The sequence below is a fragment of the Cronbergia sp. UHCC 0137 genome, from assembly GCF_034932285.1.
Taxonomy (GTDB): Bacteria; Cyanobacteriota; Cyanobacteriia; order Cyanobacteriales; family Nostocaceae; genus Cronbergia.
In genome coordinates this window covers 1-24,695 of sequence record NZ_JAYGHC010000068.1, presented here as the reverse complement: position 1 = coordinate 24,695, position 24,695 = coordinate 1, and the positions used below count along the sequence as shown (strand labels likewise).

The 24,695-nt window shown below is 36.7% G+C and carries 24 protein-coding genes and 1 riboswitch; of the genes, 7 read left to right on the top strand and 17 right to left on the bottom strand.

All coding sequences use genetic code 11. From position 1 onward, the window contains the following. Together VB711_RS23520 and VB711_RS23515 are read right to left on the bottom strand one after the other, a co-directional pair. A partial coding sequence (locus tag VB711_RS23520) for a response regulator (protein ID WP_323288785.1) occupies positions 1 to 243 on the bottom strand: 243 nt, incomplete at its 3' end. Between the two features lie 33 nt (positions 244 to 276). Next, a complete protein-coding gene (locus VB711_RS23515) occupies positions 277 to 1,608 on the bottom strand; it encodes a hybrid sensor histidine kinase/response regulator (protein WP_323288783.1) in 1,332 nt (443 codons plus the stop codon). 893 nt (positions 1,609 to 2,501) lie between these two features. Between VB711_RS23515 and VB711_RS23510 the strand changes: the two genes are divergently transcribed. Further along, positions 2,502 to 3,224 carry a response regulator transcription factor gene (locus VB711_RS23510; RefSeq protein ID WP_323288782.1) on the top strand — a complete coding sequence of 241 codons (723 nt, stop codon included), beginning with the start codon at positions 2,502 to 2,504 and terminating at the stop codon, positions 3,222 to 3,224. Between the two features lie 20 nt (positions 3,225 to 3,244). On the opposite strand, the gene VB711_RS23505 is transcribed toward VB711_RS23510, so the two are convergent. Beyond that, positions 3,245 to 4,579 (bottom strand): lipid-A-disaccharide synthase-related protein, encoded by a 1,335-nt coding sequence (locus VB711_RS23505; protein ID WP_323288781.1) that lies wholly within the window; start codon positions 4,577 to 4,579, stop codon positions 3,245 to 3,247. A 205-nt stretch (positions 4,580 to 4,784) separates the two neighbouring features. Between VB711_RS23505 and VB711_RS23500 the strand changes: the two genes are divergently transcribed. Next, on the top strand, positions 4,785 to 6,356 hold the full coding sequence (locus tag VB711_RS23500; protein ID WP_323288780.1) for a serine/threonine protein kinase: 1,572 nt from the start codon (positions 4,785 to 4,787) through the stop codon (positions 6,354 to 6,356). A 28-nt stretch (positions 6,357 to 6,384) separates the two neighbouring features. On the opposite strand, the gene VB711_RS23495 is transcribed toward VB711_RS23500, so the two are convergent. The 3 genes from VB711_RS23495 to VB711_RS23485 are packed head-to-tail and all read right to left on the bottom strand — an operon-like array spanning position 6,385 to position 8,139. Next, the gene (locus tag VB711_RS23495) at positions 6,385 to 7,065 is read right to left on the bottom strand and encodes a DUF2887 domain-containing protein (protein ID WP_323288779.1); all 681 of its coding nucleotides are present in this window, start codon (positions 7,063 to 7,065) and stop codon (positions 6,385 to 6,387) included. Then, the gene (locus tag VB711_RS23490; protein WP_323288778.1) at positions 7,052 to 7,204 is read right to left on the bottom strand and encodes a DUF2887 domain-containing protein; all 153 of its coding nucleotides are present in this window, start codon (positions 7,202 to 7,204) and stop codon (positions 7,052 to 7,054) included. The genes VB711_RS23495 and VB711_RS23490 overlap by 14 nt, the downstream gene beginning before the upstream one ends. Before the next feature lie 38 nt (positions 7,205 to 7,242). Beyond that, positions 7,243 to 8,139: an Rpn family recombination-promoting nuclease/putative transposase gene (locus VB711_RS23485; protein WP_323288777.1), complete on the bottom strand. Its 897-nt coding sequence runs from the start codon at positions 8,137 to 8,139 to the stop codon at positions 7,243 to 7,245. Positions 8,140 to 8,219: 80 nt separating this feature from the next. Between VB711_RS23485 and VB711_RS23480 the strand changes: the two genes are divergently transcribed. Continuing rightward, on the top strand, positions 8,220 to 9,470 hold the full coding sequence (locus VB711_RS23480) for an NAD(P)/FAD-dependent oxidoreductase (protein WP_416233610.1): 1,251 nt from the start codon (positions 8,220 to 8,222) through the stop codon (positions 9,468 to 9,470). 105 nt (positions 9,471 to 9,575) lie between these two features. Here the strand turns inward: VB711_RS23480 and VB711_RS23475 are convergent, their stop codons facing one another. From VB711_RS23475 to sufR, 9 genes are all read right to left on the bottom strand, one after another. After that, positions 9,576 to 9,875: a type II toxin-antitoxin system RelE/ParE family toxin gene (locus tag VB711_RS23475; protein WP_323288775.1), complete on the bottom strand. Its 300-nt coding sequence runs from the start codon at positions 9,873 to 9,875 to the stop codon at positions 9,576 to 9,578. Next, the gene (locus VB711_RS23470; protein ID WP_323288774.1) at positions 9,875 to 10,141 is read right to left on the bottom strand and encodes a type II toxin-antitoxin system ParD family antitoxin; all 267 of its coding nucleotides are present in this window, start codon (positions 10,139 to 10,141) and stop codon (positions 9,875 to 9,877) included. Before VB711_RS23470 ends, VB711_RS23475 begins: the two co-directional genes overlap by 1 nt. 111 nt (positions 10,142 to 10,252) lie before the next feature. Next, entirely contained in the window at positions 10,253 to 10,513 is a 261-nt protein-coding gene (locus tag VB711_RS23465) for a hypothetical protein (RefSeq protein WP_323288773.1), read from the bottom strand. Between the two features lie 163 nt (positions 10,514 to 10,676). After that, positions 10,677 to 11,276: a Uma2 family endonuclease gene (locus tag VB711_RS23460; RefSeq protein WP_323288772.1), complete on the bottom strand. Its 600-nt coding sequence runs from the start codon at positions 11,274 to 11,276 to the stop codon at positions 10,677 to 10,679. 136 nt (positions 11,277 to 11,412) lie between these two features. Continuing rightward, a complete protein-coding gene (locus VB711_RS23455; RefSeq protein ID WP_323288771.1) occupies positions 11,413 to 12,060 on the bottom strand; it encodes a Uma2 family endonuclease in 648 nt (215 codons plus the stop codon). A gap of 282 nt (positions 12,061 to 12,342) precedes the next feature. Continuing rightward, the gene (locus VB711_RS23450; protein WP_323288770.1) at positions 12,343 to 15,108 is read right to left on the bottom strand and encodes a CHAT domain-containing tetratricopeptide repeat protein; all 2,766 of its coding nucleotides are present in this window, start codon (positions 15,106 to 15,108) and stop codon (positions 12,343 to 12,345) included. Positions 15,109 to 15,162: 54 nt separating this feature from the next. Then, entirely contained in the window at positions 15,163 to 15,630 is a 468-nt protein-coding gene (locus tag VB711_RS23445; RefSeq protein ID WP_323288769.1) for a hypothetical protein, read from the bottom strand. A 49-nt stretch (positions 15,631 to 15,679) separates the two neighbouring features. Further along, complete coding sequence (locus VB711_RS23440; RefSeq protein ID WP_323288768.1) at positions 15,680 to 16,375, bottom strand: hypothetical protein; 696 nt, start codon at positions 16,373 to 16,375, stop codon at positions 15,680 to 15,682. A 163-nt stretch (positions 16,376 to 16,538) separates the two neighbouring features. Further along, positions 16,539 to 17,195 carry an iron-sulfur cluster biosynthesis transcriptional regulator SufR gene (gene sufR, locus VB711_RS23435; protein ID WP_323288786.1) on the bottom strand — a complete coding sequence of 219 codons (657 nt, stop codon included), beginning with the start codon at positions 17,193 to 17,195 and terminating at the stop codon, positions 16,539 to 16,541. A gap of 223 nt (positions 17,196 to 17,418) precedes the next feature. Between sufR and sufB the strand changes: the two genes are divergently transcribed. From sufB to VB711_RS23415, 4 genes are all read left to right on the top strand, one after another. Next, positions 17,419 to 18,858 (top strand): Fe-S cluster assembly protein SufB, encoded by a 1,440-nt coding sequence (gene sufB, locus VB711_RS23430; protein ID WP_323288767.1) that lies wholly within the window; start codon positions 17,419 to 17,421, stop codon positions 18,856 to 18,858. A 55-nt stretch (positions 18,859 to 18,913) separates the two neighbouring features. Further along, positions 18,914 to 19,699 carry a Fe-S cluster assembly ATPase SufC gene (gene sufC / locus VB711_RS23425; protein WP_323288766.1) on the top strand — a complete coding sequence of 262 codons (786 nt, stop codon included), beginning with the start codon at positions 18,914 to 18,916 and terminating at the stop codon, positions 19,697 to 19,699. Continuing rightward, positions 19,699 to 21,012 carry a Fe-S cluster assembly protein SufD gene (sufD, locus tag VB711_RS23420; protein ID WP_323288765.1) on the top strand — a complete coding sequence of 438 codons (1,314 nt, stop codon included), beginning with the start codon at positions 19,699 to 19,701 and terminating at the stop codon, positions 21,010 to 21,012. The genes sufC and sufD overlap by 1 nt, the downstream gene beginning before the upstream one ends. 157 nt (positions 21,013 to 21,169) lie before the next feature. After that, positions 21,170 to 22,435 carry a cysteine desulfurase gene (locus tag VB711_RS23415; protein WP_323288764.1) on the top strand — a complete coding sequence of 422 codons (1,266 nt, stop codon included), beginning with the start codon at positions 21,170 to 21,172 and terminating at the stop codon, positions 22,433 to 22,435. Between the two features lie 129 nt (positions 22,436 to 22,564). Here VB711_RS23415 and cobG read toward each other — a convergent pair whose 3' ends face one another. Together cobG and VB711_RS23405 are read right to left on the bottom strand one after the other, a co-directional pair. Then, on the bottom strand, positions 22,565 to 24,070 hold the full coding sequence (gene cobG / locus VB711_RS23410) for a precorrin-3B synthase (RefSeq protein ID WP_323288763.1): 1,506 nt from the start codon (positions 24,068 to 24,070) through the stop codon (positions 22,565 to 22,567). Then, a riboswitch (adenosylcobalamin (AdoCbl) riboswitch) is annotated at positions 24,026 to 24,178 on the bottom strand. (Overlaps the previous gene by 45 nt.) 180 nt (positions 24,179 to 24,358) lie before the next feature. Beyond that, the gene (locus tag VB711_RS23405) at positions 24,359 to 24,598 is read right to left on the bottom strand and encodes a hypothetical protein (RefSeq protein ID WP_323288762.1); all 240 of its coding nucleotides are present in this window, start codon (positions 24,596 to 24,598) and stop codon (positions 24,359 to 24,361) included. Positions 24,599 to 24,695 lie beyond the last annotated feature (97 nt).

Here is a 24,695-nt window from a genome sequence, read left to right as displayed (position 1 = left end):
CAAATTAGGATCATTACGAATACAACGAGTTACTTCATAACCATCTATTCCCGGCATCATTACATCTAACAGAATCAAATCCGGTGGAGATTGGTTCACTTTTTCTAAAGCCGTTTTACCTTCCATTGCTAACTCAATCTCATACCCCTCGCTCTCTAAAATTGTTTTCACTAAAATTAAATTATCTCTAGTATCATCAACAGCGAGGATACGATCAGGTTTACTAATTTTGATTAAAGACATAATTGATCAACTTTTTTGTGGAATTGAATTAATCTATAGTTTTAGATTTGGATAACCCATGGATGTTTTGTTAGACACAGATGGGTTATAGGAGGAATTTTTAGCATAAAAAATTCCATCATTATCTAAATTTATACCAGGAGTATCCATCATAGCACTTGTTAAGGTAACTTTACGTGGCAACTCGATTTTAAACATTGAACCTACCCCCAATTGACTTTCTATAAAAATTTTCCCTCCCATCATGCGGACTAGGGAATCAATGATTGCTAAACCCAAACCCGTTCCTGAATATTTACGTGTAATGCCTTGATCTACTTGCCGAAATGCTTCAAAAATATGTTTATAATCCCTGGGAGAAATACCAATTCCTGTATCCCGAACTATGATTATGACAAGATTAGTAGATATTTCTTTTACCTCTACCCAAATTTCTCCAGATTCTGTAAATTTTACGGCATTAGAAAGTAAATTATTTAAAATCTGACGTACTCGCACCGGGTCATTGAAGATTTTATTATTTTGCAAATCTATATTTACTAGCAAAGACAACTTTTTGATTTCTGCTAAAGAACGCATTTCTGCTACTGCGCTATGAACAACTTTCGATACATCAAATACTTCTGGTTTTAGCTCTAATCGTTTAGCTTCTATTTTGGCAAAATCCAATACTTCGTTTAGTAGCAAGAGTAAATTCTTGCCATTATTAAGAATCCGTTCTATCATGTCCTTTTGCTGATTTGTAAGTTCACCGAATTTAGGACGTAATAATATTTGAGAAAAGCCAATTATGGCATTCATCGGAGTCCGCAATTCGTGAGATATGGTAGCTAAAAACTGTGATTTTATTCGTGCAGCTTCCAATAATTTCAAATTTTGTAGCTGAATGTGTTCTCTTTGTTTCTCTAATTCTTGGTTTTTACGAATTAACTGTTCGTTAGTTTCTCTTAACTGTTGATTAACTATAGCTACCTGCATTTCTGCACGATATACCCGAATTGAATTTCGTAATATTCTCGCTAATCCTTCTGAGGTTAACTTAGATTTAGGAAGATAATCTGTAGCACCTGCTTTCATCAACTCCACAGCGATTTTTTCATCCCCTTGAGCGGTCAAGACGACTAAAGGAATTTTAATTTCTAAAGAGCGTAGTTTGTGAATTAAAGTTAATCCATCTTGGTCTGGTAAGTGATAGTCTAAAAAAACACAGTCATAGTTATGTTTTTTCATGACACAGAGTGCCTTGTTACCGTCGCTTACTTCATGCAGTATCATGGGAATACCTGCTTGATTAAGGGTTACACGGACTGTCATGCGATCTGTTTCATCATTATCCACAACCAAAATCTTCAGCGTCTCTTCCATCGGTTTTTATTTTCGCTGTTAAATACAGGTTGATATCCAGCATTTTAGTTTTCAAAACCATTCAACTACAGTTTTCACAATTTGTTTTTGGTTATCTAAAAACTTAACTTTGTCTTTGGGACTCTTAACATTGAATAAGTCAAGTAGTTTTGACAATACTAACTCTACATTCATCACATCTAATTTGTCATCCTCCAATCATGGTATATTAATCGGTTTTTTCTAATTTTGCAGGGGTGAATAAGCTATTTTTTTGTTGGCTTTTAATTGTATAGAACCTGAAAATTAGCGAAAGTAGTATTATAGCCGATGGTTAATTGTATTAATCAAAAGGATACTTTACTAAAACACGCATAAGCTCAAACAAGTCAAATAGAATACCTTAACTGTCTCATCAACAATTGTAAATTAGCAGGTGATTGACCGTCCTCAGTCATTAGTGAGAGTTGCATACAAACATTGTGTACCATAAGCTTGGGCAGTTTTACTCGTTTCAACTGTTTTAAGTTCTTGGTTGTGAGTGGTCAATTTATCAGTATGAAAAATTCTTAACTAAGATTTGGTGAGCCAGAGACTTTGAGGGTTAAAAAGAATACGCAGGTTTGTCTGATCATCTTAGAGTTTAAGACAATAGACAAGTTGTAATTAGGAAAATGCTAAGTCATGAGAGGTAGTAAAAAGATTGATTATTGCCTCAATAATTTGATGTATTTTGGAAAAAATAGCCATATATCTTTAGCTATATTTTTGTCTATGCTTAACACGGAAACTACGATGTTTATTATTTCTATCGGTAGATGTAAAATTGTCAATATAGCGTATATGATCGAGTTGGGGAAATTTAGATCCAACACTTACAAAAAGTATTAAGTTAAAAATAAGCTAGTATAACAATGAATGACATCAGTATTCTCTTGATTGAAGATCATGATTTAACTCGGATGGGGTTAAAGGCTGCTTTACAGGCACATGGGGGATTAAAAGTGATTGGTGAAGCGGCCAATGCTACCCAAGGACTAAAAATGTTGGAAAATCATAAGCCAGATGTGGCTGTGGTGGATATTGGCTTACCAGATATGGATGGTATTGAACTGACCCGCAAATTTAAGCGATATCAAGCAGAAACAGGGCAATTAAATACAAAAATTCTAATCCTGACGATGGATCACACAGAAGATGCGGTGTTGGCGGCTTTTGCGGCTGGTGCTGATTCTTATTATATGAAGGAAACAAGTATCAGTAAATTAACTGAGGCTATTCAAGCAACTCATGGTGGTAATTCTTGGATTGATCCAGCGATCGCTAACGTGGTTTTACGGAAGATGCGCCAAGGTTTTCCAGGAGATAATCAAATATCTGATAAGCCAAAAACTGTAAAAATTGAAGCCCTAGCGACAGAGTACGAGCAAGTTTTAGAAACTTATCCCCTCACTCAACGAGAATTAGAAATTTTGGAGTTGATTGTGGCTGGATGCAGTAATGGACAAATTGCGGAAAAACTCTACATCACGGTGGGGACGGTGAAAACTCATGTTCGCAATATTTTGAATAAACTTTGCGCGGATGACCGTACCCAAGCTGCCGTTCGTGCGTTGCGTTCGGGGTTGGTGGGGTAAAAGTCAAATCTTCCAATTTTTTAACCCAATTTTTGCAGTAAGGTTTCCGCTATCCGTTGGGCTGCACCGGGTCTTCCCAGACGTTGAAGACCATTTTCGGCGATTATTTGCAAAAAGTCGGGATTTTTGAGTAATGATTGGACGACTTGGGGAACTTTTGCTGGTTGGTCTACTAAAATGAGGGACGCGCCTAGAAGACGACTTTGGGCTTCGGCAAAGGCTGGGTTATATTGGGGACCTTTGCCGGGAATGGCGATCGCTGGTTTGCCTAAACCTACAAATTGTTCGGTGGCTGTACCTGCCATGGCGATCGCTAAATCTGCTAAATGCAAGCAATCGTTATAGGCTTGTTGACTCAAGATCAAGTAACCATTTTTTTGTTGAAATGTCAAGCCTTGAGAATCAGAAATTTTCAAGGGAGAATCGCTACAAGGTCGCCAACCTTGGATTTGTAAGGTGCGGGTGAAAATGTTAAGGTCTAAACTAGGTGCGATCGCCCCTAAAAACACTATTTTTCCCCCAGTCGATAAAACAGAATTTCGTTCTTGGAAACTAGCCATTAATGCAGATAAGGCAATCATCATAATTTCCCAATTATTATAAGCTTCAGGCGCGCGAGAACCGGGCAGCATGGTAATAATTAGAGGACGAACTATTTCTTCTTGGGCAGTTTCTAAACTATAAAATTGTTGGGTAGTAAAGGTTGGTTCTAAGCCATCCATCATCGGATTACCTAAATCAAATGCGGGAATCGGCCACTTTTTTAATATTTCTGTTGTCAGTGAATCTCTAGGAAATACTGCCCGACAACGGCGACGACTCATCAACCATCTTTCCCAAGGATGGTAAACCGAACCAGAAAAATTTTCCCATTTTGCAGATTTGGATTTTCTGGTTAATAAACCCATGCCATCTTGTACATAATATTCTGATTTTGCTGTGCCGACAAAAGCATAATTAGCATTACTCAAATAAGCAAATAATAGGGGAACAATATCGCCTACAGCTAAAACACCAGTGGGATTTCCTAATTTTTTTTGTGTTTTTACCCAACGGCGTACAGCTTGAATTTGCTTCCATGTAAGTTGCAATAATCCTCCACGCACATCTCCTATTAATTGGCGGCTATCCATATAAATAAAGCCCCCAGAAGGCATGGTTTGAACTGCGCCAATACAGGGAATATCTAGTTTTTTGTAAGCATTTCCTTCTCCTACTAAGGGTAAGGCAAATATATCGGGTGGATTAGTTTGTTTTTTTAGTTCTTGTAATATCCGCACGGCAATTATATCTTCTCCGTGTCCGTTGCTTAATACGAGTAGTTTTAATGGGCTGGTTTGGGATATGTTAGGCATAATTTATTGAACTGCATTCACGGAGTGTACCGGAGGTAAAGACGCTAAGAACGCATTCGCGGTAGCGTCCCGGAGGTAAAGGAAGAATGAAAAAGGTGATACAAAATTTGTGAGTCTATCTATTTAGTTTAAACTTTTAGGAACGATTGACGGAATTTTTGTTAGTCTAATGTATGATCAAAAGGGCTTGAACTCAAAACTCCCTATGTCAACAGGCACAATTTTACAGAGTGGGAAATATACCCTCATCCAAGAAATAGGACAGGGTGGGTTTGGTATAACTTTTAGGGCTATACATCACTATCTGGGTCAAGAGGTAGTGATGAAAACTATTAATGAACGTTTACGTCAACATCCTGATTTTCCTAAGTTTGAACGCCAATTCCAAGATGAGGCTAAAAGATTAGCTGCTTGTGTTCATCCTAATATTGTTAGAGTTAGCGACTTTTTTGTGGAAGATGGTTTGCCTTATATGGTAATGGAATATATTCCTGGGCAAACTTTGGGTGAGGCTTTTGTCTTGCCTGGTATTGCACTCAAAGAAGCGATCGCTATCCATTATATCCGGCAAATTGGCGCTGCTTTACAGGTAATCCACAAAAATGGTTTGCTACATCGAGATATTAAACCTGATAATATCATTCTCCGTCAAGGTACTCAAGAAGTTGTGCTGATTGATTTTGGCATCGCTAGAGAATTTAATGGTGGTGTTGAACAAACTCATACGGGTTTAGTTAGTGAAGGTTATGCCCCAATTGAACAGTATTTAACTCAAGCACCACGTACTCCTGCAACAGATATTTATGGTTTGGCCGCAACTTTATATGCACTGTTAACAGGACAAGTTCCCATGCCAGCATTATTGCGCGATAGTGAAGCTCTCCGCAAAAATCGAGAATTAATGCCCTCCCCCCGTGAACTTCAACCACACATTAGCGCGGCTGTAAATCAGGCTGTAATGCGCGGAATGGCTGTTGAACCTCAATTCCGTCCGGCTTCCGTGGCTGAGTGGTTATTACTTCTTCCTGGTGGTGGGGTAAATATGACACCCCAATCTACTTCTACTCATGTAGTCCCCACTATTGATGTCTCTACTTTGGGATTAGAATCTTTACGAAAACAAAAGACTGTACCACCATTGAAGGAAGAGGTGAATAGTCAAGGAAAAAATATATTATTATTGAAGATATTAATCGGTTTTGGTATAGCTTTCGTTGCTGTGATTGGCGGTTTTAATGTTACGAGGTTGTTATTCCCTCTGCTGTCTGAAACTAAAACTCAATCAACACCAAAGTTACTGTTTGAAAAACCTACTTATGAATTTACTCCAAAACCAGTAACTAAAAGTACGCCAGAACTGGAAAGTGAAACCTCCTCACCCCGAAGATATAACCCCTCTTCTACCTCAGAACGACTTCAGCGCGATCGCTATGATTCCTCAACCGAAACTCCTACTAATAATGATGTTTCTCCTCCAGAATCGGCTGCAAATAACTCTGGAAAATCACAAACTCCCAATCCCGAACCAACCTCAAGCGAACCCACTGTTTCCCCTTCTCTATCACCAGAAGAAAAAGCCGAAAAACTCCGACGAGCATTTAAGAGTAATGCTGTCCAGGATTCTAATAATAATTCCGATTCTGTCCCAATTCCAAAACCCAAAAATAGTGTCGTAGTGCCAACAATACCCACAACAACAGAATTAAATCCCCGAAATTCTTCGGCTGTGGAAGTCCCAACATTAGAAATAAAGCCAACACCAACTGGTGAAAATTAACAATTTGTACAAGATACTTTTAATTTAATTATTTCTCTGTATTTGATGTCAACCAGTGATCTAAGTCTGTAATATTTACGAAATCTAATAGCGCTTCTCCCAAGTCTTCTAGTTGTGGAATTGTCAAATTATTGATATTTTCAATATAGCGATCGCTCAATTTCCCAAATCTCTTAGATAATAGTCGCATGAGTAAAATTGTTTCTCCTTCTTGTCTACCCTCTTGCCTACCTTCTTGATACACACGTGTTTGCTTGATATCACTCAATAAAAACATAGCTTCAATCTCCTGACGGCTCAACTTAGAAAATTTCGACACCAAAACGGTTTCTAATAAATCTATAATACCCTGTCTCACTCCTGAATCAACTATCTCCTTTCTGGTGCGTTCCATCAAGTTTTTAACTAATTCTGGTGCTTGTGACTCTTTACTGATAATTAACTCAATTAATCCCATACCAATTGATCCTGGAGGTAGTTCATCTAAATAAATTCTAATGATCCGACCACTGGTAATTAATTCTTGTTGATAAGGAGTTAATGTTTCCACATCAAAGCTACGTTTGGGAAACAGAGCAACGGCTCGCCAGTCTTGAATTGGTTTATATTGATTCAAATAGATATTAATTTCACTGCACAATTCCCAGTAAAAATCAGCTTTGTTTTGGAACTGGACTTCTACAAAATAGATTGGCTTATCTAAGGTCATCAAACCGAAAGGATTTTGCTTTTACTTCTACTGAGGTAAACTGATAACCATCAGCGTTTTCTGTTGGTTGACCAAGTAGTTCAAATAATAATGTATGAAAAGTGAGAAATATTTGGTAAAATATCGTGTCGGTGTGCATGATCTAGGATTATGGCAGATGGGGTAGTTTCCCCCTAATTATTGATTTTTATTTGATGTCAACCAGTGATCTAAGTCTGTAATATTTACAAAATCTAATAGCGCTTCTCCCAAGTCTTCTAGTTGTGGAATTGTCAAATTATTGATATTTTCAATATAGCGATCGCTCAATTTCCCAAATCTCTTAGATAATAGTCGCATCAGTAAGATTGCTTCTCCTTCTTGTCTACCTTCTTGTCTACCTTCTTGCCTACCCTCTTGTCTACCTTCTTGTCTACCTTCTTGCCTACCCTCTTGTCTACCTTCTTGATATACACGTGTTTGCTTGATGTCACTCAATAAAAACATAGCTTCAATCTCCTGACGGCTCAACTTAGAAAATTTCGACACCAAAACGGTTTCTAATAAATCTATAATACCCTGTCTTACTCCTGAATCAACTATCTCCTTTCTGGTGCGTTCCATCAAGTTTTTAACTAATTCTGGTGCTTGTGACTCTTTACTGATAATTAACTCAATTAGTCCCATACCAATTGATCCTGGAGGTAGTTCATCTAAATAAATTCTAATGATCCGACCACTGGTAATTAATTCTTGTTGATAAGGAGTTAATGTTTCCACATCAAAGCTACGTTTGGGAAACAGAGCAACGGCTCGCCAGTCTTGAATTGGTTTATATTGATTCAAATAGATATTAATTTCACTGCACAATTCCCAGTAAAAATCAGCTTTGTTTTGGAACTGGACTTCTACAAAATAGATTGGCTTATCTAAGGTATCTGGCATGAAGATACCATCAAACCGAAAGGATTTTGCTTTTACTTCTACTGAGGTAAAATGATAACCATTGGCGTTTTCTGTTGGTTGACCAAGTAGTTCAAATAATAATGTATGAAAAGTGAGAAATATTTGGTAAAATATCGTGTCGGTGTGCATGACATTTGAGTTTCCATCTTGCCCAGCAGAATCGGGTAAATTTAGGTTAGTATACCCTAGTAAATACTATTGAGATATTGATAAAATTGCGATCGCTAGAAGTTATAGTTATTGGTGGTGGTGCGGCAGGATTTTTTGGGGCGATCGCTTGCGCTCAAGCCAATCCCCAAGCCCACGTTACCTTGATTGAAGCCAGCCGTCAACCTTTAGCTAAGGTGTTAATTTCCGGTGGGGGACGCTGTAATGTCACTCACGCTTGCTTTGATCCAGAGGTTTTAGTCCAAAATTATCCCAGGGGTGGAAAGGCTTTGCGGGGTGCGTTTTCCCGTTTTCAGCCCCAAGATACGGTAGATTGGTTTGCTTCCCAAGGTGTACATCTCAAAACGGAAGCCGATGGAAGGATTTTTCCTGTTACCAATAGTTCGGAAACCATTGTTGAATGTTTAATAAAAACTGCCGCTAAAGCTGGGGTAGAATTGCTGATTGGTACACCGGTGGTTGGGGTGAAATGCAAAGAAAAGGGATTTGAAATTATCCTCAAATCGGGAGAAACAAAAAATAGCGATCGCCTTCTTCTCGCTACAGGTAACAGTTTAATTGGTTATAAATTAGCCAAGGAATTAGGACATCAAATTGAAGCCCCAGTTCCATCTTTATTTACCTTTAATATTGGCGATCCTCAACTGCGATCTTTAGCAGGAATTAGCGTTAATCCTGTAAATTTACGTCTTTCACTTGGTAATAAAACCCCATTACAACAAACTGGACCTCTATTAATCACTCATTGGGGAATAAGTGGACCTGCTGTCCTCAAACTTTCGGCTTGGGGTGCAAGAATACTAAATCAAAACCGTTATCAAGCCCAATTATTGATCAATTGGTTGCCAGATTTGTCCCAAACAGAGGTACGGGAAAATTTATTAACGGTAAAACAGGAATGGCCAAAAAAAGCGATCGCTCTCCATCGTGGTGTTGATTTACCTCATCGTTTGTGGCAATATTTAATCAGTCGTGCTGATATAACCACAGAGGATCGTTGGGCGGAAATATCTAATAAGACATTAAATAAGCTAGTACAGGAAATCACCCAAGGTATCTATTTAATTAGCGGTAAGGGAGTTTTTAAAGAAGAATTTGTCACTTGTGGCGGTGTAAAACTTCCATTCGTCAACTTCAAAACAATGGAAAGTAAGTTAGTACCTGGTTTGTACTTTGCTGGCGAAGTTTTGGATATTGATGGAGTGACCGGTGGGTTTAACTTCCAAAGTGCTTGGACAACCGCGTATTTAGCCGGGATAGCGATCGCTGCACTCAGTGATGATATCGTATAAAAGTTTTAGTCCCACGCAGATGGATTTCCCTTCTTCTAATTTTTCCTCCTGACTCCTAGCCCTAACTAAAAGACTTTTATGGCTTCGCTACGCTATCAACAAGTCCTATTGATCTAATTTTAAAAACAAAGATTCTAAATCCCGATAACCACTAACCACCCGCACAATGACAATACTATTTTCAAAGACCTGATAAAAAATAATATATCCATCAATAGGAACACCCCTTAATACAAAATCCTTATTTCCATAACTACGCCCGATGTTAGGAAATTTTGCTATATTGCGACACTTATTATTAAAGTCCTTGACAAACCTTTCTCCCGCATCAATATTACGCTGGAGAAAATAATCTAAAATATCTTCTAAATCCTTAGTTGCCTCTAAAGATAAAACATATTCCATTATTTTTGACTCTCACGCGCCAGCCTAATTTTTTCATGTAATCTTGCCATAACAACATCACCATCAATCAATTCACCTTTTTCAACTTGGCCAAGTCCTACAGCCAGCTTTTTTGTTGTTTCTTGTTCCCATTCTTGATAGCCCTTCTCCCACTCCGATAATAATTTAAGTGCTTTAGTTATTACCTCATCAGCATTAGTATAGTGGCCAGTAGCAATATAAGCCTGTATCAATTCCTGAGTTTCTGCTTTAACTTGAATATTCATATTCATCATGTATTTTCCAGTTAATTAATAGTGGATACTAAAGACGTTAACGATTACGACTTATGCCACGCTACACCATTTAATTATTGTTACAGTTAAATCCAGAAATGCTTACCACTTCAAATAAGCGACTTCCACACCCTCTTCTCGTCTAGCTTTTGCATCCTTTTCAAACCAAGCAATTATTTGTTTAGTAGTTAAACTTTCAATCGAAACATCATACTCTTGAGCAATATGTTGTAAAATTCTCAAAGAAGAAATAGTCAACCTAGTTAAAAACTTTTCAGGAGAAGATAACAAAGCCGCATCTACTTGTGCAGATTCGTCTAGGGTCAAAAATTGAGTTGATGATTGATTAGGTGCGATATCCATAAGATTCAAAGTTATGTTTAAGTGAGAAGTTACCTTTTTACTATTAAATCATATTATAGCATTTCCCAGTCTAATGAAGTACAAAATTATCTGCGTTTATCTGCGTCCATCTGCGTTTAATTATTACTGCTATAATAACCAGATACCCGATTTCTTAAGTTAATCAGGAAGTTTGTGTTTTTAACCAACTCCGAAAATTCTTAATCATTGACACCTCACCCACTTGTAAACTAGAAGCTAAAAACCGAGGAACTTCTGTATTTAAAGGTAAATTCGCAAAGGTTGGTGAACCATTGCAAGGAATATATTTATCCTCAGATAAACTATAAATTTGCATAACAGGTTCATTATAACGCCAAACTTCAGGAACACCTAAAGCTAAATAAATCGGTAATTTATCAATAGAAGAACTAGCATAATCAACTTCTATTACTAAATCAGGTCTCATGATAGGTTCATTTTGAATATAGAAACTAGAATCAGGTTCTACACCTCTAGCTAAATCTTCTCTTTTACAAGTTAATGAACCAGTGCTTTTGACATTGAGATTTAACTCTTCAACTAAAGTATCAATTATTTTTTCTAACAATCGTTTATTATGTTCATGGGGCATTAATGGAGTCATAATTTCTAATATTCCCTGATTATAAGCAAATCTGTGATGGCGATCGCCACCTGTTTCTAATAAAATTCTTTCAAAAGTATTCCAGGAAATATGATGGAGGATGACGCTATTAGTGTGAGTAGGTGCTAGAATTACCATAGAAATTCACCTCGCATTTTTAGTTATTCTATTATATCATTCTACGAAAATTTCACCGGAAGTTTTAATACATTTATCAGGTGGGGAAAATAGGTTTAATCGCAAGTAGTTAAATATTCCCGACTTCTTAATTTAATCACGAAGTTTGTGTTTTTAACCAACTCCGAAAATTCTTAATCATTGCCACCTCACCCACTTGTAAACTAGAAGCTAAAAACCGAGGAATTTCTGTATTTAAAGGTAAATTCGCAAAGGTTGGTGAACCATTGCCAGGAATATATTTATCTTCAAATAAACTATAAATTTGCATAACAGGTTCATTATAACGCCAAACTTCAGGAACGCCTAAAGCTAAATAAATCGGTAATTTATCAATAGAAGAACTAGCATAATCAACTTCTATTACTAAATCAGGTGGAGGATCTTGAGTTAAATTTAAACTTGTTTTATTTCTCATGATAGGTTCATTTTGAATATAGAAACTAGAATCAGGTTCTACACCTCTAGCTAAATCTTCTCTTTTACAAGTTAATGAACCAGTGCTTTTGACATTGAGATTTAACTCTTCAACTAAAACAATAATTAGATTTTGTAACAAACGGTTATTATGTTCATGGGGCATTAATGGGGTCATAATTTCTAATATTCCCTGATTATAAGTAAACCTGTTATGGCGATCGCTACCTGTCTCTAATAAAATTCTTTCAAAAGTATTCCAGGAAATATGATGAAGGATGACGCTATTAGTGTGAGTATTGCTGTGAGTAAGTGCTAGAATTACCATAAAAATTCACCTCGCAGTTTTAATTATTCTATTATATCACTATCATCAATTTCAATTAAAGTAAATGGTTGATTAAAGGGACTTTATAACAAAAGTTTGTCAATTTTTAACTTTGACTTATGAAGATTAAAGTAACAGTTTGTCGAAAGCGATCGCGGAAGTTTTAATACATTTACCAGGTGGGCAAAGTTAGTTTAATCGTAAGTAGTTAAAGATGCTCAAATTTTTAGTTTTATTGTTAGTAAATAATGATAGTTTTTAATTTGATATTATTAAATCATATTATTGTAACCCCTGAGTGATAAAAGCTGACCAATAGCGGGGATGTGCAAAGGGAAATTCTGCGTTTGATTTTTGGATGTGATGAATTGTATCTAGTATTTTTAGGGATTGTTTATGTTGGAAATCGCACTCTAAATATTCTTTTGAATCTTGTGGATATTGTTCTTTCTGATTCCTAGCTTGTTTACGCTGATTTTCTGCTGCTTGGGATATTTCTTCCAAACCTGCTTTTCCTAATTCCCGTAATTTAATTTGTGCTTGTTTTAGTGCTTTTGGACGATTTTCACCTTCTTGTCTTCGTTGATAGTAAAAGATAGAAAATAGCGCAGTTGCTAAATCATCAACCTTCCATAAAGAACTAATTACACTTATCGCACCAGCACATAAAAACCCTGTAGAAAGTGTCAATAAATTATCTGTTATGTCTGGATTGTCTAAATTAGTTTCGCAACAAGAAAGAAAAACATCCACAAGATGATGTAAACGCCACCCAGGAGACATTAATTGACCTAAAGTAATACTACCATCACCTAATTTTAACTGAGATTCTAAAGGATTATATAAACAAGATTCAGCATGGTGACAACTGTGGAGAATTTGCACCTGTTCAGCTAATTTTCGGTAATTTTGAACCGTAGCTTGACTACTACCTATCAATCTTTTTTCTGATGGAATATTATACATTTTAGCAATTTGTTCACCTTCCCATCTAGCACAATGTAGATCATCTGTTGCATCTTCTACAGTTCCATATTGTAAATATTGAATATCTAAATTTATGCGTTTCTTGCTTTGGTTTTGATGACAAAAATCTAAAATTTGACAACTGGGAGTATAACGAATTAAAAATCTATCTACTAAATATTTTTTATCTTCTCCCGTAGGTAAAGCAGCAAAAGGTATTTGATGTAATAATAAATGAGGTTCTATAATTAATTCTTCTATGTCTTGAAGATATTGATAAATGATTTTTGATAATTGTAATCTCTCTGCTAGTTCATGAAGAAAATGTTCCATGTCATTTTCCCATTTTTGAGAATTATGGATATAGTTTGATAACCAATTTTGTGCAATCCATTTTTGTAGTGTTTCTAAACCTTCACCCATACAGGTATGCAGATAAATTGAATTTTGGGTAATGATAAAAATATGGGTGTCATAGTTAGTAGTGTAGAAACTGAGAATAGCGGTTTTAGGATTATCAATTAATTGCTGAATGTCTGATAAACTCAGAGGTTTAACTTGAATTTCACCAGCTAAAATGGGATCTTCTTTTCTGAGTTGTTCCCAAATTTCTTGTTTTGCAGTTTCTAATGATGCGATTTTTTCATTGTATGTTTGCCAAATAGCGCGGGTTTCACTACGGTTATTTTCTGATTTATAATTTTGGCGTTCTGCATTAATTTGTTGTTGTAATTCTTCGTATTTTTGTAATAATTCTTGGACTTTTGGCGGTATATTTTCACTTAGAGAAAGATGAGAACTCGCCATTAATTCTACCAGAAGTTGAGAACGGGAGCGTTCAGAATATTCAAAGGCTTTATCTATTTGTTGGGTATTTATGTATGCTTGTACAATGTTTTGGTAAATGTCTATTGAGTCTGCTAAAATCTCTTGACGACGCGATTCTGATTTTATCCAACTACGGCTTGTTTCTACTGCTTCAACGGCAATACTATAACCTTCTATTGCTTCTGTCCATAGTTTTGATTTAAAAGCAGTATTTCCAAGGTTACGAGCAGGCATTTTTGCGTCAATAGGATAAACTTTAGGTGTATGAATTTCTAATGCTAATCTATAACAATTTATTGCTCTTTCTACTAAACCTTGATCACGGAAAACATTTCCCAAGTTATTTTGAAGTATGGCATATTTAAATGGGTAATTTTTAAGAGTATAAAAATTTAAAGAATCTTCAAATGCTTTGACTGCTAATTTTAAATTGTCTTCTTTACATCCTAGAAATATTTTATAATATGCAATACCCAAATTCATCTGAGTATTTGCCCATTGTTCAGGAAGAGTTTTTTGATCAATGACTTCTAATATTTCATGATAAATATTAATTGCTAATTCCCAATTCCTTTCACCATGCTCATTTGGAATATCACAGTAAGCAGATGCCATAGCATCTTTTAAAATTGCCCATTTCTCCAATAAATTATTTTGCTTAAAAATAGTTACAGCATTTTTACAATTTGAATTTAATGTTTCTAATTTTTTATAAAAATCTGTTCTTTTTTTTGTAACTCTACTCATTTTAGAATATAAAACTACTAAATTGGTTTGAGTTTCTGCCCACTCTATAGGAAACTCTTGAACAGAGTAAATTTTTAAAGCATTCTCATAAGCTAATCTTGCATTTTCCAAATTCTCCGAAGGATCACCAGATATTTTAGCTGCATAAGCATTACCTAAATTAAGTTTAGATGTAGCCCACTCTCTTGGAAAAGATTTACGGGTAAAGATAACTTCAATAACCTCAAAACAAGCAATAGCAATTTCTAAATTATTAGATATATTTCCTTGAGTAAACTGTCCAACTATTGTACCAAAATCACCGATAGCTGCTGCTACGGGTTGTGATTTACTCAAAGGTTCTTTACCAAAATAATTTTTAGCGAAACGGCGTAATAAGTCAGGAAAATTCAAATCTAGTTTGTCCACATTAGCTGTCAGTAAAGGATAAACAATATTTTTATCACCAAAACTTTGCGAAGTTGTTACTAACACTTCCAACAAAAAATCTATAGGTTCTTTTATCATGATTAATTTTATATTACCTAATTCAGTATATTTTTATTTGGTCAAATATAATCATTACCCCAAAATCTCCGTCAACTTCTCCATCAAATCTTCTGCTAATTCCAACAACTCAACCTCATCAATAGAACTATTACTAGAAGCGCGACTACTTCCAGAAACCACAACATCACCAACTAAAAAATCCTTAGCTGCAAAAATTCGATCCTTCTCCGTTAATTGACTCAAACAATATTCTAAACCACCAATAATTTCATCATGAGATTTATCCTGTAAACGTTTTCTTACCTTCACCGCAACCACATCATCACTTTCTAAAAAAGTAGTAATTTTCTCAATATAACCGGGTTCATCGTCATCATCTCCCCAAGTTTCCAGCCAATCACCATCTATATCTTCAAAATATAAATCAGCCGCTTCTAAGCCATATTTTCTGATATCATCTTCTAATTGACGGGCTGCTTCTAAATGCTGTAAAAACTGTTCTAGTCTTTTTTGACGTTCAGTAATTTCTTGGTTAATCATAATTACCTCTGTGAGAATTTTTGCTATACATAATCAAACTCACCAAACACTATAAATTTATTTTTTTATAAATACCACTCTTCAGATTATCACTATTATCTAATGCTAAACTAACTATCTGATTAATAAAATTACTTTTACCAGGATTAAAACTTAAAAATAGTCCTCTCTCTATTCCCCAAGAAATTAGAGTATTTTCCCAAGCATCAGATTTTGTTTGTGTAAATTCTTGAGATTGGCTGGTCAGTTGAATACAAAGAGGTTGTTCTTGAATACTACTAACCATTATATCACTTGCCATAGATAAGTCTAGGATATAGCGTTGTAAGGCGTGACCACCATTCAGATTAATGACATTAGCAATCAAATTAATTAACTTTTCGTCCTCCTGATTGAACTCACCAGACCTTAATTTTTTTCTCCAAATATAAAATTTTGGATCATTGTCACTCAACCATTTAGGAAACAATTCACCATACCAGTATCTTTCGGGAGGTGTCATTGATTCATAAAAATCCTGTCTTTCTTTTTCAGAAGTTAAACGTTTTATATCAAGCCTAAGTTCTGCATCTCGAATAAATTGTTGTAAAAACAAAATAACAAAACGTTTAGACATTAGCGTACCAGGTTTCGCATCTTTAATCCAGTTATTAATCTGGTTTAACTTAATTGCTAAACTACGATCTATCGTTGATGATTCCTCAATTAATGATTTTAGTTTTTCCTTAATCTGTTGTGGATGCAAAATATATACCTGAAAATAATAAAACTTTTTATTTAGTTTATATATTTTTAATAGTTTTGTAAAGTAACATTTTATTGAGTTAACTAGAGTACATTTTAACTTACTTAATTAGCTCAGAAGTTAATTTCTGAGCAATTTATACAAGCACACCATTAACCTCCACTTAATTCCTTTGAACCAAATACCCACAACGATGTTCACCATTAATCAACCAATGGGTACGCTCCACAGTACAATCGGGTAAAACCGCCGCAAACATTTCTAACTCGTGACCGCAAACACTGGGGAAAGATTCAGCCACATTGGAAATCGCGCAGTTATGCTCTATATAAATAAAGCCTTCCACCGAAGTAGAACCTGAATCAACAGGGTGAAACTCCGCCATAAACCCTTCAGCTTTTCTCAATTCTACCAAATTAGCAACACGCTCCTGCAACGAACCCTTACCCACACTTTCTCTATATTCTTGCGCTTTGCGTTGCCATTGTTTCTGTAAAATTGATTTAAACTGGTCATGTCCCACAGTTTGGGCTAAGGTATCCAGCAAAGAAACGGCAAAATCACCATATCCTTCACTGTGTCGTAAGCGTTCCTTTCCCCTGCGACTCAATTGATAAACGTGCTGAGGTCTTCCCATACCGGGCTGTTCCGCTACCGAATATAAAACTAACTCCTCCGTCTCCAAATCCTTTAAATGGCGACGAATCGCTTGGGGACTAACTTCTAAAATTTCTGCTAACTCAAAAGCTGTTGCTTGTGACTGTTTCAAAAGATACTCTAGGATATCTTGCTTGGTTGAGGACTGGTGGATAGTCGTCATCTTCTCTACGACACGCTGTTCGCGTTCGTCCAAAAAAAATTTCTAAAAATTTGACTTAAACAACATTGTTGTTGTTAATCTATTGTACAATAAAAATAAGTTAAACAACAAGGTCGTTGTTTTAATCTTGAAATCCATTCCAACTGAACCGGGAATCGGCTAGACATAGCCCGTCTCCCATCCTTTAAAGAGAAGCCACTTCCGACAACAAGAGACACTACCGATGAGCGCCACAGTTAAAACCTTAGTCAACCAACCCTACAAGTACGGCTTTGTCACTGACATCGAAGCCGATACCATTCCCCGTGGACTAAACGAGGATGTTGTCCGCTTGATATCTGCCAAGAAGAACGAACCGGAATTTATGCTGGAATTTCGTCTGAGGGCTTATCGCCAGTGGTTAAAGATGACGGAACCAACTTGGCCAAGTGTCACCTATCCACCGATCAATTATCAGGATATCATTTATTATTCCGCTCCGAAGCAAAAAAAAGCTAAATTGAATAGTTTAGATGAAGTTGATCCGACTTTGTTGGAAACTTTCGAGAAATTGGGGATTTCCCTTTCTGAACAAAAGCGACTGGCGAATGTGGCTGTAGATGCAATTTTCGATAGTGTTTCTGTCGCTACTACATTTAAAGAAAAACTCGCGGAAGATGGTGTGATCTTCTGTTCTATTTCTGAAGCACTACAAGAACACCCAGAACTGATTAAAAAATATTTGGGAAGTGTTGTTCCTGTAGCTGATAATTATTTTGCGGCTTTGAACGCTGCGGTTTTCAGTGATGGTTCTTTTGTGTACATTCCCAAAGGGGTGAAATGTCCAATGGAATTATCCACTTATTTTCGCATTAACTCCGGTGATACAGGACAATTTGAAAGAACTTTAATTGTCGCTGAAGAAGGTAGTTATGTTTCCTATTTAGAAGGATGCACAGCACCAATGTATGATAGCAACCAGTTACACGCGGCTGTTGTCGAATTGGTAGCTTTAGATAATGCTGAAATTAAATATTCAACTGTTCAAAACTGGTACGCTGGTGACGCTAACGGTAAAGGTGGAATTTACAACTTTGTCACCAAGCGCGGTTTGTGTCAAGGCGTAAATTCTAAGATTTCCTGGACTCAAGTAGAAACAGGTTCAGCTATTACTTGGAAGTATCCTAGTTGCGTTTTGGTTGGCGATAATTCCGTGGGTGAATTTTATTCGGTGGCGCTGACAAATCATAAACAGCAAGCTGATACCGGAACGAAGATGATTCACGTCGGAAAAAATACTCGCAGTACAATTATTTCTAAGGGAATTTCTGCTGGTAATTCTAGTAATAGTTACCGGGGTTTGGTGAAGGTTAATCCCACTGCTAAGGGAGCAAGAAATTATTCTCAATGTGACTCGATGTTAATTGGGGATAATGCTCATGCTAATACTTTTCCTTATATTCAAGTGCAGAATAATACTGGAAAGGTGGAACATGAAGCTTCTACTTCTAAGATTGGTGAAGATCAATTGTTTTTCTTTGCTCAACGCGGTATTTCTTCGGAAGATGCTATTTCAATGATGATTAGCGGTTTCTGTAAGGATGTCTTTAATCAGCTACCTATGGAGTTTGCTGTGGAAGCTGATAAGTTGTTGAGTCTGAAGTTGGAAGGTAGTGTTGGATAAAAGGCTCACGCAGAGGCGCAGAGTCGCAGAGAGAAATAAAGGAAGAGAAGAAAGTATGATTATTGAAAATAGTGAGGTTTTGCTGTCGGTACGTGGACTGACGGCTGAGGTTGATGGAACTCCAATTTTACAGGGTATGGATTTGGAGGTTCGTTACGGGGAAGTTCACGCGATAATGGGTCCGAATGGTTCGGGGAAAAGTACCTTTTCTAAGGTGTTAGCTGGACATCCAGCTTACACGGTGACTGGTGGTGAGGTGATTTTTCAAGGACAAAATCTTTTGGAAATGGAGCCGGAAGAAAGAGCTAGAAGTGGTGTATTTTTAGCTTTTCAATATCCCTTGGAAATCCCTGGAGTGAGTAATTTGGATTTCTTGCGTGTGGCTTATAATTCCCGTCGCAAGGCTCAAGGTTTGGATGAAGTTGATGCTTTTGATTTTGATGATTTGATTGAGCAAAAGTTGGATGTGGTGAAGATGAATCCGGCTTTTCTGGAACGTAGTTTGAACGAAGGTTTTTCGGGTGGTGAAAAGAAGCGGAATGAAATTCTCCAAATGGCTTTGTTAGAACCTACTTTAGCTATTCTGGATGAGACAGATTCGGGTTTGGATATTGACGCGCTGCGAATTGTGGCGAATGGGGTAAATCAATTGACAAGTCCTAAAAATGCGACAATTATGATTACTCATTATCAACGTTTACTTGATTATATTATCCCCGATTATGTTCATGTGATGGCACGGGGTAAAATTTTGATGTGTGGTGGTAAGGATTTGGCGTTGGAGTTAGAATCTCGCGGTTATGATTGGATTCTGGAAGATGCTTTAGGAGTGGGTGTGTAATGTCTATTCCTATTAATCTTGAAAGGTCTTTACTTCTACATCAAGATGCTTATTTGGGTGATTTGTTAGATAAAGTAACTGCAATTAAAAGTGAAGGTTGGCTAGAAGAATTACGCCAAGGTGCTGCTAATTTGGTTAGTAATACAACTCTTCCCTCTACCCGTGATGAAGAATGGCGTTTTACTGATTTATCAGCTTTAAAACAGGTAAAATTTAATTGTGTAGGGACATTACATGGAACATCTCTACAGAAAGATTTAATTTTACCGGAAGTTTCTCACCGTTTGGTATTTGTCAATGGTGTGTATGCTCCTAATTTATCGAATCTTTCTGATTTACCTAATGGGGTAGTAGTAGGTAATATTGCTGCTTTACCCGCTTCTGGTGTGGGGGAGTATTTAGCCCAATCTCAAGGATCGCAAGAGGTCTTTACGGCTCTGAATACTGCTGGTTTACATGACTTGGCGGTGGTATGGGTTGGTAAAAATGTGGTAGTAGAAACACCAATTCATTTGTTATTTGTTTCGGTTGTGGGTGAATTTGCGAGTATTTACCAACCCCGTGTTTTAGTAGTAGCTGAAACTAATTCCCAGGTAAGTTTAATTGAGGAATTTGTAGGAGATAAACAAGAGGGAGTTTACTTTAATAATTGTGTGACAGAAGTTTGGGTAAATGAAAATGCTCAGGTAAGTCATACTAGGGTAATGAGGGAAGGTGAAGAGGCTTTTCATATTGGAAAAACTGCTGTAACCCAAGCTCGTGATAGTCGTTATTTTTCCACTGCTTTGAGTCTTGGTGGAAAGTTAACACGTCACAATTTAGAGATTTTGCAAACCGGTGAGCAAACTGAAACTACTCTCAATGGTTTGACGATGATTTGGGGGAATCAGTTGGGGGATACTCACAGTGCGCTGTCTTTAAATCATCCCTACGGCGTGAGTAATCAATTACACAAGTGTATTATTAGCGATCGCGCTCATGGTATATTCAACGGTAAAGTCTTTGTCCCCAAACCAGCGCAATTAACCAATGCTGCTCAATTAAACCGGAATTTGCTCTTATCCCCCAAAGCCAGAATCGACACTAAACCGCAATTAGAAATAACTGCTGATAACGTCAAATGCGCTCACGGTGCGACTGTTAGCCAATTAGAGGATGATGAAATCTTCTATCTCCAAAGTCGGGGTATCAATGAAAATGATGCGCGTAAGTTGTTAGTTAATGCTTTCGCTGCGGAAGTTATTAACCAAATACCTGTTCCTTCTTTGCGAGACAAGCTGTTAAATACAGTCACCAATCTCACGAGTAATTAAATATCTTGGCTATTCCCCAATAGCCAAAATCAAACTTACCAACTTGTTCTCCCTCTCTCTGCGTCTCTGCGCCTCTGCGTGAGCTTTAAAATATTGACAAAAATCAAGTCAATTATAATTCAAATCATACTAAACTCCTGAACTTAATTCTAAAAAAATGACCTTTACTTCTACCAAAACCCTAGCAGATAAAATCCGTGCTGACTTCCCAATTTTACATCAAGAAGTTCACGGAAAACCCTTAGTTTATCTTGATAATGCAGCTACTTCTCAAAAGCCTTTATTCGTATTAAATACCTTGCGTAATTATTACGAACAATATAACGCAAACGTCCACCGTGGCGCTCATGCTTTGAGTGCTAAAGCTACTGATGCTTATGAAGGTGCGCGAGACAAAATCGCTAAATTTATTAATGCGAAATCGCGTCAAGAAATTGTTTACACCCGTAACGCTAGTGAGGCTATTAACTTAGTCGCTTACAGTTGGGGAATGAACAATTTACAGCCAGGAGATGAAATTATTCTCTCGGTGATGGAACACCACAGTAACATAGTTCCTTGGCAATTTGTAGCCCAAAAAACAGGTGCAGTCTTAAAATTTGTTGAATTAACACCAGAAGAAACTTTTGATTTAGAACAGTTTAAACAACTGATTTCTGAAAAAACAAAATTGGTTTCAGTTGTGCATATTTCTAATACCTTGGGTTGTATTAATCCCGTGGCGGAAATTGCCGAAATTACTCACAAATACGGTGCTAAATTTTTAATGGATGCTTGTCAAAGTGTCCCCCATACACCCGTTGATGTTCAGCAAATAGATTGTGATTGGTTGGTAGCTTCTGGACATAAAATGTTAGCACCAACGGGGATTGGTTTTTTGTATGGTAAGCTAGATTTACTAGAATCTATGCCGCCATTTTTTGGTGGTGGTGAAATGATTGCTGAGGTATATTTAGACCATTCTACTTATGCAGAATTACCCCATAAATTTGAAGCCGGAACACCTGCAATTGGAGAAGCGATCGCTCTTGGTGCAGCTATAGATTATCTTAGTAGTATAGGTATGGATAAAATCCATGCTTATGAAGCCGAATTAACAGCCTATTTATTCGAGCAATTAGAGCAAATACCCCAAATTAGAATCTACGGACCCAAACCTAATGCTCAAGGGGAAGGTAGAGCCGCATTAGCAGCATTTACAGCCACAGGTGTCCACGCTAACGACTTATCTACATTATTAGATCAAGAAGGTGTGGCGATACGTTCTGGACACCACTGCACTCAACCATTACACCGTCATTTAGGTTTAGCCGCAACCGCACGGGTAAGTTTATCTTTTTACAACACCCGTGAAGAAATAGATGTTTTCATCAAAGCTTTGAAGGAGACGCTGGAATTTTTTGCTAATGTGTTCAATGAGTAATTTTAAGGTGGGAATTACTAGAACTTTTGGTGTTGCTGAGTGAAAGTATGATTTTATTTCACGCAGAGGCGCAGAGACGCAGAGAGTAATTAATTTAGCAATTCCACCAGGTAAATTCATCTGGGATGTTTACGCTGCTGGAGAATCACCAAAAGAGATTTCTTTAAAACCGGAAAGATAACGATTAGCAAATTCTTTAAAAGATTCTTTGGGAGATAAGCGTTTAATTTGATAGGTTTTTAAGATGTTCTCAATTAATTTTAGTAATTGGGGAAAGGTGACGTATTGATAAAGTTGAAAACCAAATTTTTGTGAATGATCTTCACCAATATAAACATGATATGATTCTATTAATTGATGATTTTCATTTTCTAAACTCACACCAACTAGAGTAATATCACTAGGATCATGTTTTGCACAGGATTTGACACAACCAGTAAAATGAATACTAATTGGATAATCTAAAATCATGCGCTTTTCTAGATATTCTGCTAGTGCTAAGGCATGACTTTTTGTATCAGTTGCGGAAGCCGCACAACCTTGTTTACCAGAACAAGCTACTAATGCACTTTTGATGTTATTGGTTTTGATAGTTAATCCTAAAGCAGTAATTTCTTTTTTAACTTCTGGAACGTGTTTTTGAGGAATATTAGTAATTAGTAAATTTTGCCAAGGTGTAAGTCTAATATTACTATCACCATACTTTGTTACTAAATTAGCTAAACCTCTGATTTGCCAACTTTCTAACCGTCCCAGGGGTAGCACGACACCAATATAAAATAAGCCAGGTTGACTTTGAGGATAAATACCAAGATGATATAAATTATCGTGTTTTGTCTTTTGGGGAATATCGTGTTTAACGAAGAATGAAAAATTAAAATGCTGTTGAACTTGTTGAAGATATGACTCTAAACCGATTTGAGTAATTATCTGACGTAACCGTGGTTTACGAGAACTTACTTGATTGATATATTGTAAATAAACCTCTGCTAAAGCTGCTAAAAAAGAAATACATTCATCTGGTTTACAGAAAATTCCTGTATTTCTTGGTGGTTCTCCTTTTTCCCCAAAACTCAGATAAAGGAGAAAGTAAATAGAACCATTGATTAAATGAGCGACAAAGGTGATATCATTAGGGCGATCGCTCAAGGAAATATTCCCCCCACCATCAAAGCAAACGCTAAATTTGGCTGATAATCCTGAAAAATGGGGATGAGTCGTGATATAATTGTCCCAATCTTTCACCAACGGACGAGTATCTATGAGTTCCTGGGGATCGATACCCGCAGTAGGACTGGTCATAATATTACGGATGTGGTCTATATTGGGATCAGCAGCACCTAAACCCAAAGCCTGTAAACCCTGGAGAACTTCTAAATTAATCTCTTGTTTAATTTCTCTAATTTGAATATTAGCACGATTGGTAACATCAACATAACCACCACCATAATTATCAGCTATGGATGCGATGAATTGGCATTGTTGACTATTGAGGATGCCCCCTGGTATTCTCAAACGAGAGAGTATACCATCTTGGGCTGGTGTGGGATAAAATAAACCTGGACAGGTGGTAAAGGCAGATAGCAAAGCAAAAACTCCTTCTCTGTGCGACGCAGAGATAGAACTGGGACACATTCTTTAGATTTGGCGTTCTGACTTACTCAATTTAAAATTGCTTTACAGCTGCGGCACAGTCCCGGAATTTAACCGGAGTTTCCCAAGTCTAAGATATATTAATCTAGCATGAAATGGCTGGTTAAGTAGGTTGGTTTTAAAAATATTAATTTAGATAAAGCAAGGGGTGTATTGGCTACTTAATAATTAAACACAGATGGACGCAGATAAACGCAGATAATTTTGTACTTCGTTAGACAATTTTTAAATAACAAAGCACTAACAAAAATATTGGTATCTAATACATAGTTAGGGTGATTCTTCATTCAGAATTGTCTCCAAAATTTCTGGTGTCAAGCCTCTAGAAACTGCTTTATCACTAATTTCATTCATCAATTTACCCAGAAAATCAACTTCCTCATTTATATCCTCTCTTAAAAATACACTAACCAGTGTTGCCAGAGATTGCTTTTTATGTTCTGTTGCTTTTTGATAGGCTTGAGCAACTTTGGGACTAACTTTGATTGTGATTTCTTCGCTAATCTGCATAATCAAGACTTGTTGATAGTATTTCTATTATTCATTATATCCGATCACGTCGATAGGGTACAGTAGGGGCAGCTTGTGGGTTGGTTTGGGTGGGATG

Coding starts and splice junctions, on each gene's coding strand:
- VB711_RS23515 (WP_323288783.1), bottom strand. CDS start 1,608: ATGGAAGAGACGCTGAAGATTTTGGTTGTGGATAATGATGAAACAGAT.
- VB711_RS23510 (WP_323288782.1), top strand. CDS start 2,502: ATGAATGACATCAGTATTCTCTTGATTGAAGATCATGATTTAACTCGG.
- VB711_RS23505 (WP_323288781.1), bottom strand. CDS start 4,579: ATGCCTAACATATCCCAAACCAGCCCATTAAAACTACTCGTATTAAGC.
- VB711_RS23500 (WP_323288780.1), top strand. CDS start 4,785: ATGTCAACAGGCACAATTTTACAGAGTGGGAAATATACCCTCATCCAA.
- VB711_RS23495 (WP_323288779.1), bottom strand. CDS start 7,065: ATGACCTTAGATAAGCCAATCTATTTTGTAGAAGTCCAGTTCCAAAAC.
- VB711_RS23490 (WP_323288778.1), bottom strand. CDS start 7,204: ATGCACACCGACACGATATTTTACCAAATATTTCTCACTTTTCATACA.
- VB711_RS23485 (WP_323288777.1), bottom strand. CDS start 8,139: ATGCACACCGACACGATATTTTACCAAATATTTCTCACTTTTCATACA.
- VB711_RS23475 (WP_323288775.1), bottom strand. CDS start 9,875: ATGGAATATGTTTTATCTTTAGAGGCAACTAAGGATTTAGAAGATATT.
- VB711_RS23470 (WP_323288774.1), bottom strand. CDS start 10,141: ATGAATATTCAAGTTAAAGCAGAAACTCAGGAATTGATACAGGCTTAT.
- VB711_RS23465 (WP_323288773.1), bottom strand. CDS start 10,513: ATGGATATCGCACCTAATCAATCATCAACTCAATTTTTGACCCTAGAC.
- VB711_RS23460 (WP_323288772.1), bottom strand. CDS start 11,276: ATGGTAATTCTAGCACCTACTCACACTAATAGCGTCATCCTCCATCAT.
- VB711_RS23455 (WP_323288771.1), bottom strand. CDS start 12,060: ATGGTAATTCTAGCACTTACTCACAGCAATACTCACACTAATAGCGTC.
- VB711_RS23450 (WP_323288770.1), bottom strand. CDS start 15,108: ATGATAAAAGAACCTATAGATTTTTTGTTGGAAGTGTTAGTAACAACT.
- VB711_RS23445 (WP_323288769.1), bottom strand. CDS start 15,630: ATGATTAACCAAGAAATTACTGAACGTCAAAAAAGACTAGAACAGTTT.
- sufR (WP_323288786.1), bottom strand. CDS start 17,195: ATGACGACTATCCACCAGTCCTCAACCAAGCAAGATATCCTAGAGTAT.
- sufB (WP_323288767.1), top strand. CDS start 17,419: ATGAGCGCCACAGTTAAAACCTTAGTCAACCAACCCTACAAGTACGGC.
- sufC (WP_323288766.1), top strand. CDS start 18,914: ATGATTATTGAAAATAGTGAGGTTTTGCTGTCGGTACGTGGACTGACG.
- sufD (WP_323288765.1), top strand. CDS start 19,699: ATGTCTATTCCTATTAATCTTGAAAGGTCTTTACTTCTACATCAAGAT.
- VB711_RS23415 (WP_323288764.1), top strand. CDS start 21,170: ATGACCTTTACTTCTACCAAAACCCTAGCAGATAAAATCCGTGCTGAC.
- cobG (WP_323288763.1), bottom strand. CDS start 24,070: ATGTGTCCCAGTTCTATCTCTGCGTCGCACAGAGAAGGAGTTTTTGCT.
- VB711_RS23405 (WP_323288762.1), bottom strand. CDS start 24,598: ATGCAGATTAGCGAAGAAATCACAATCAAAGTTAGTCCCAAAGTTGCT.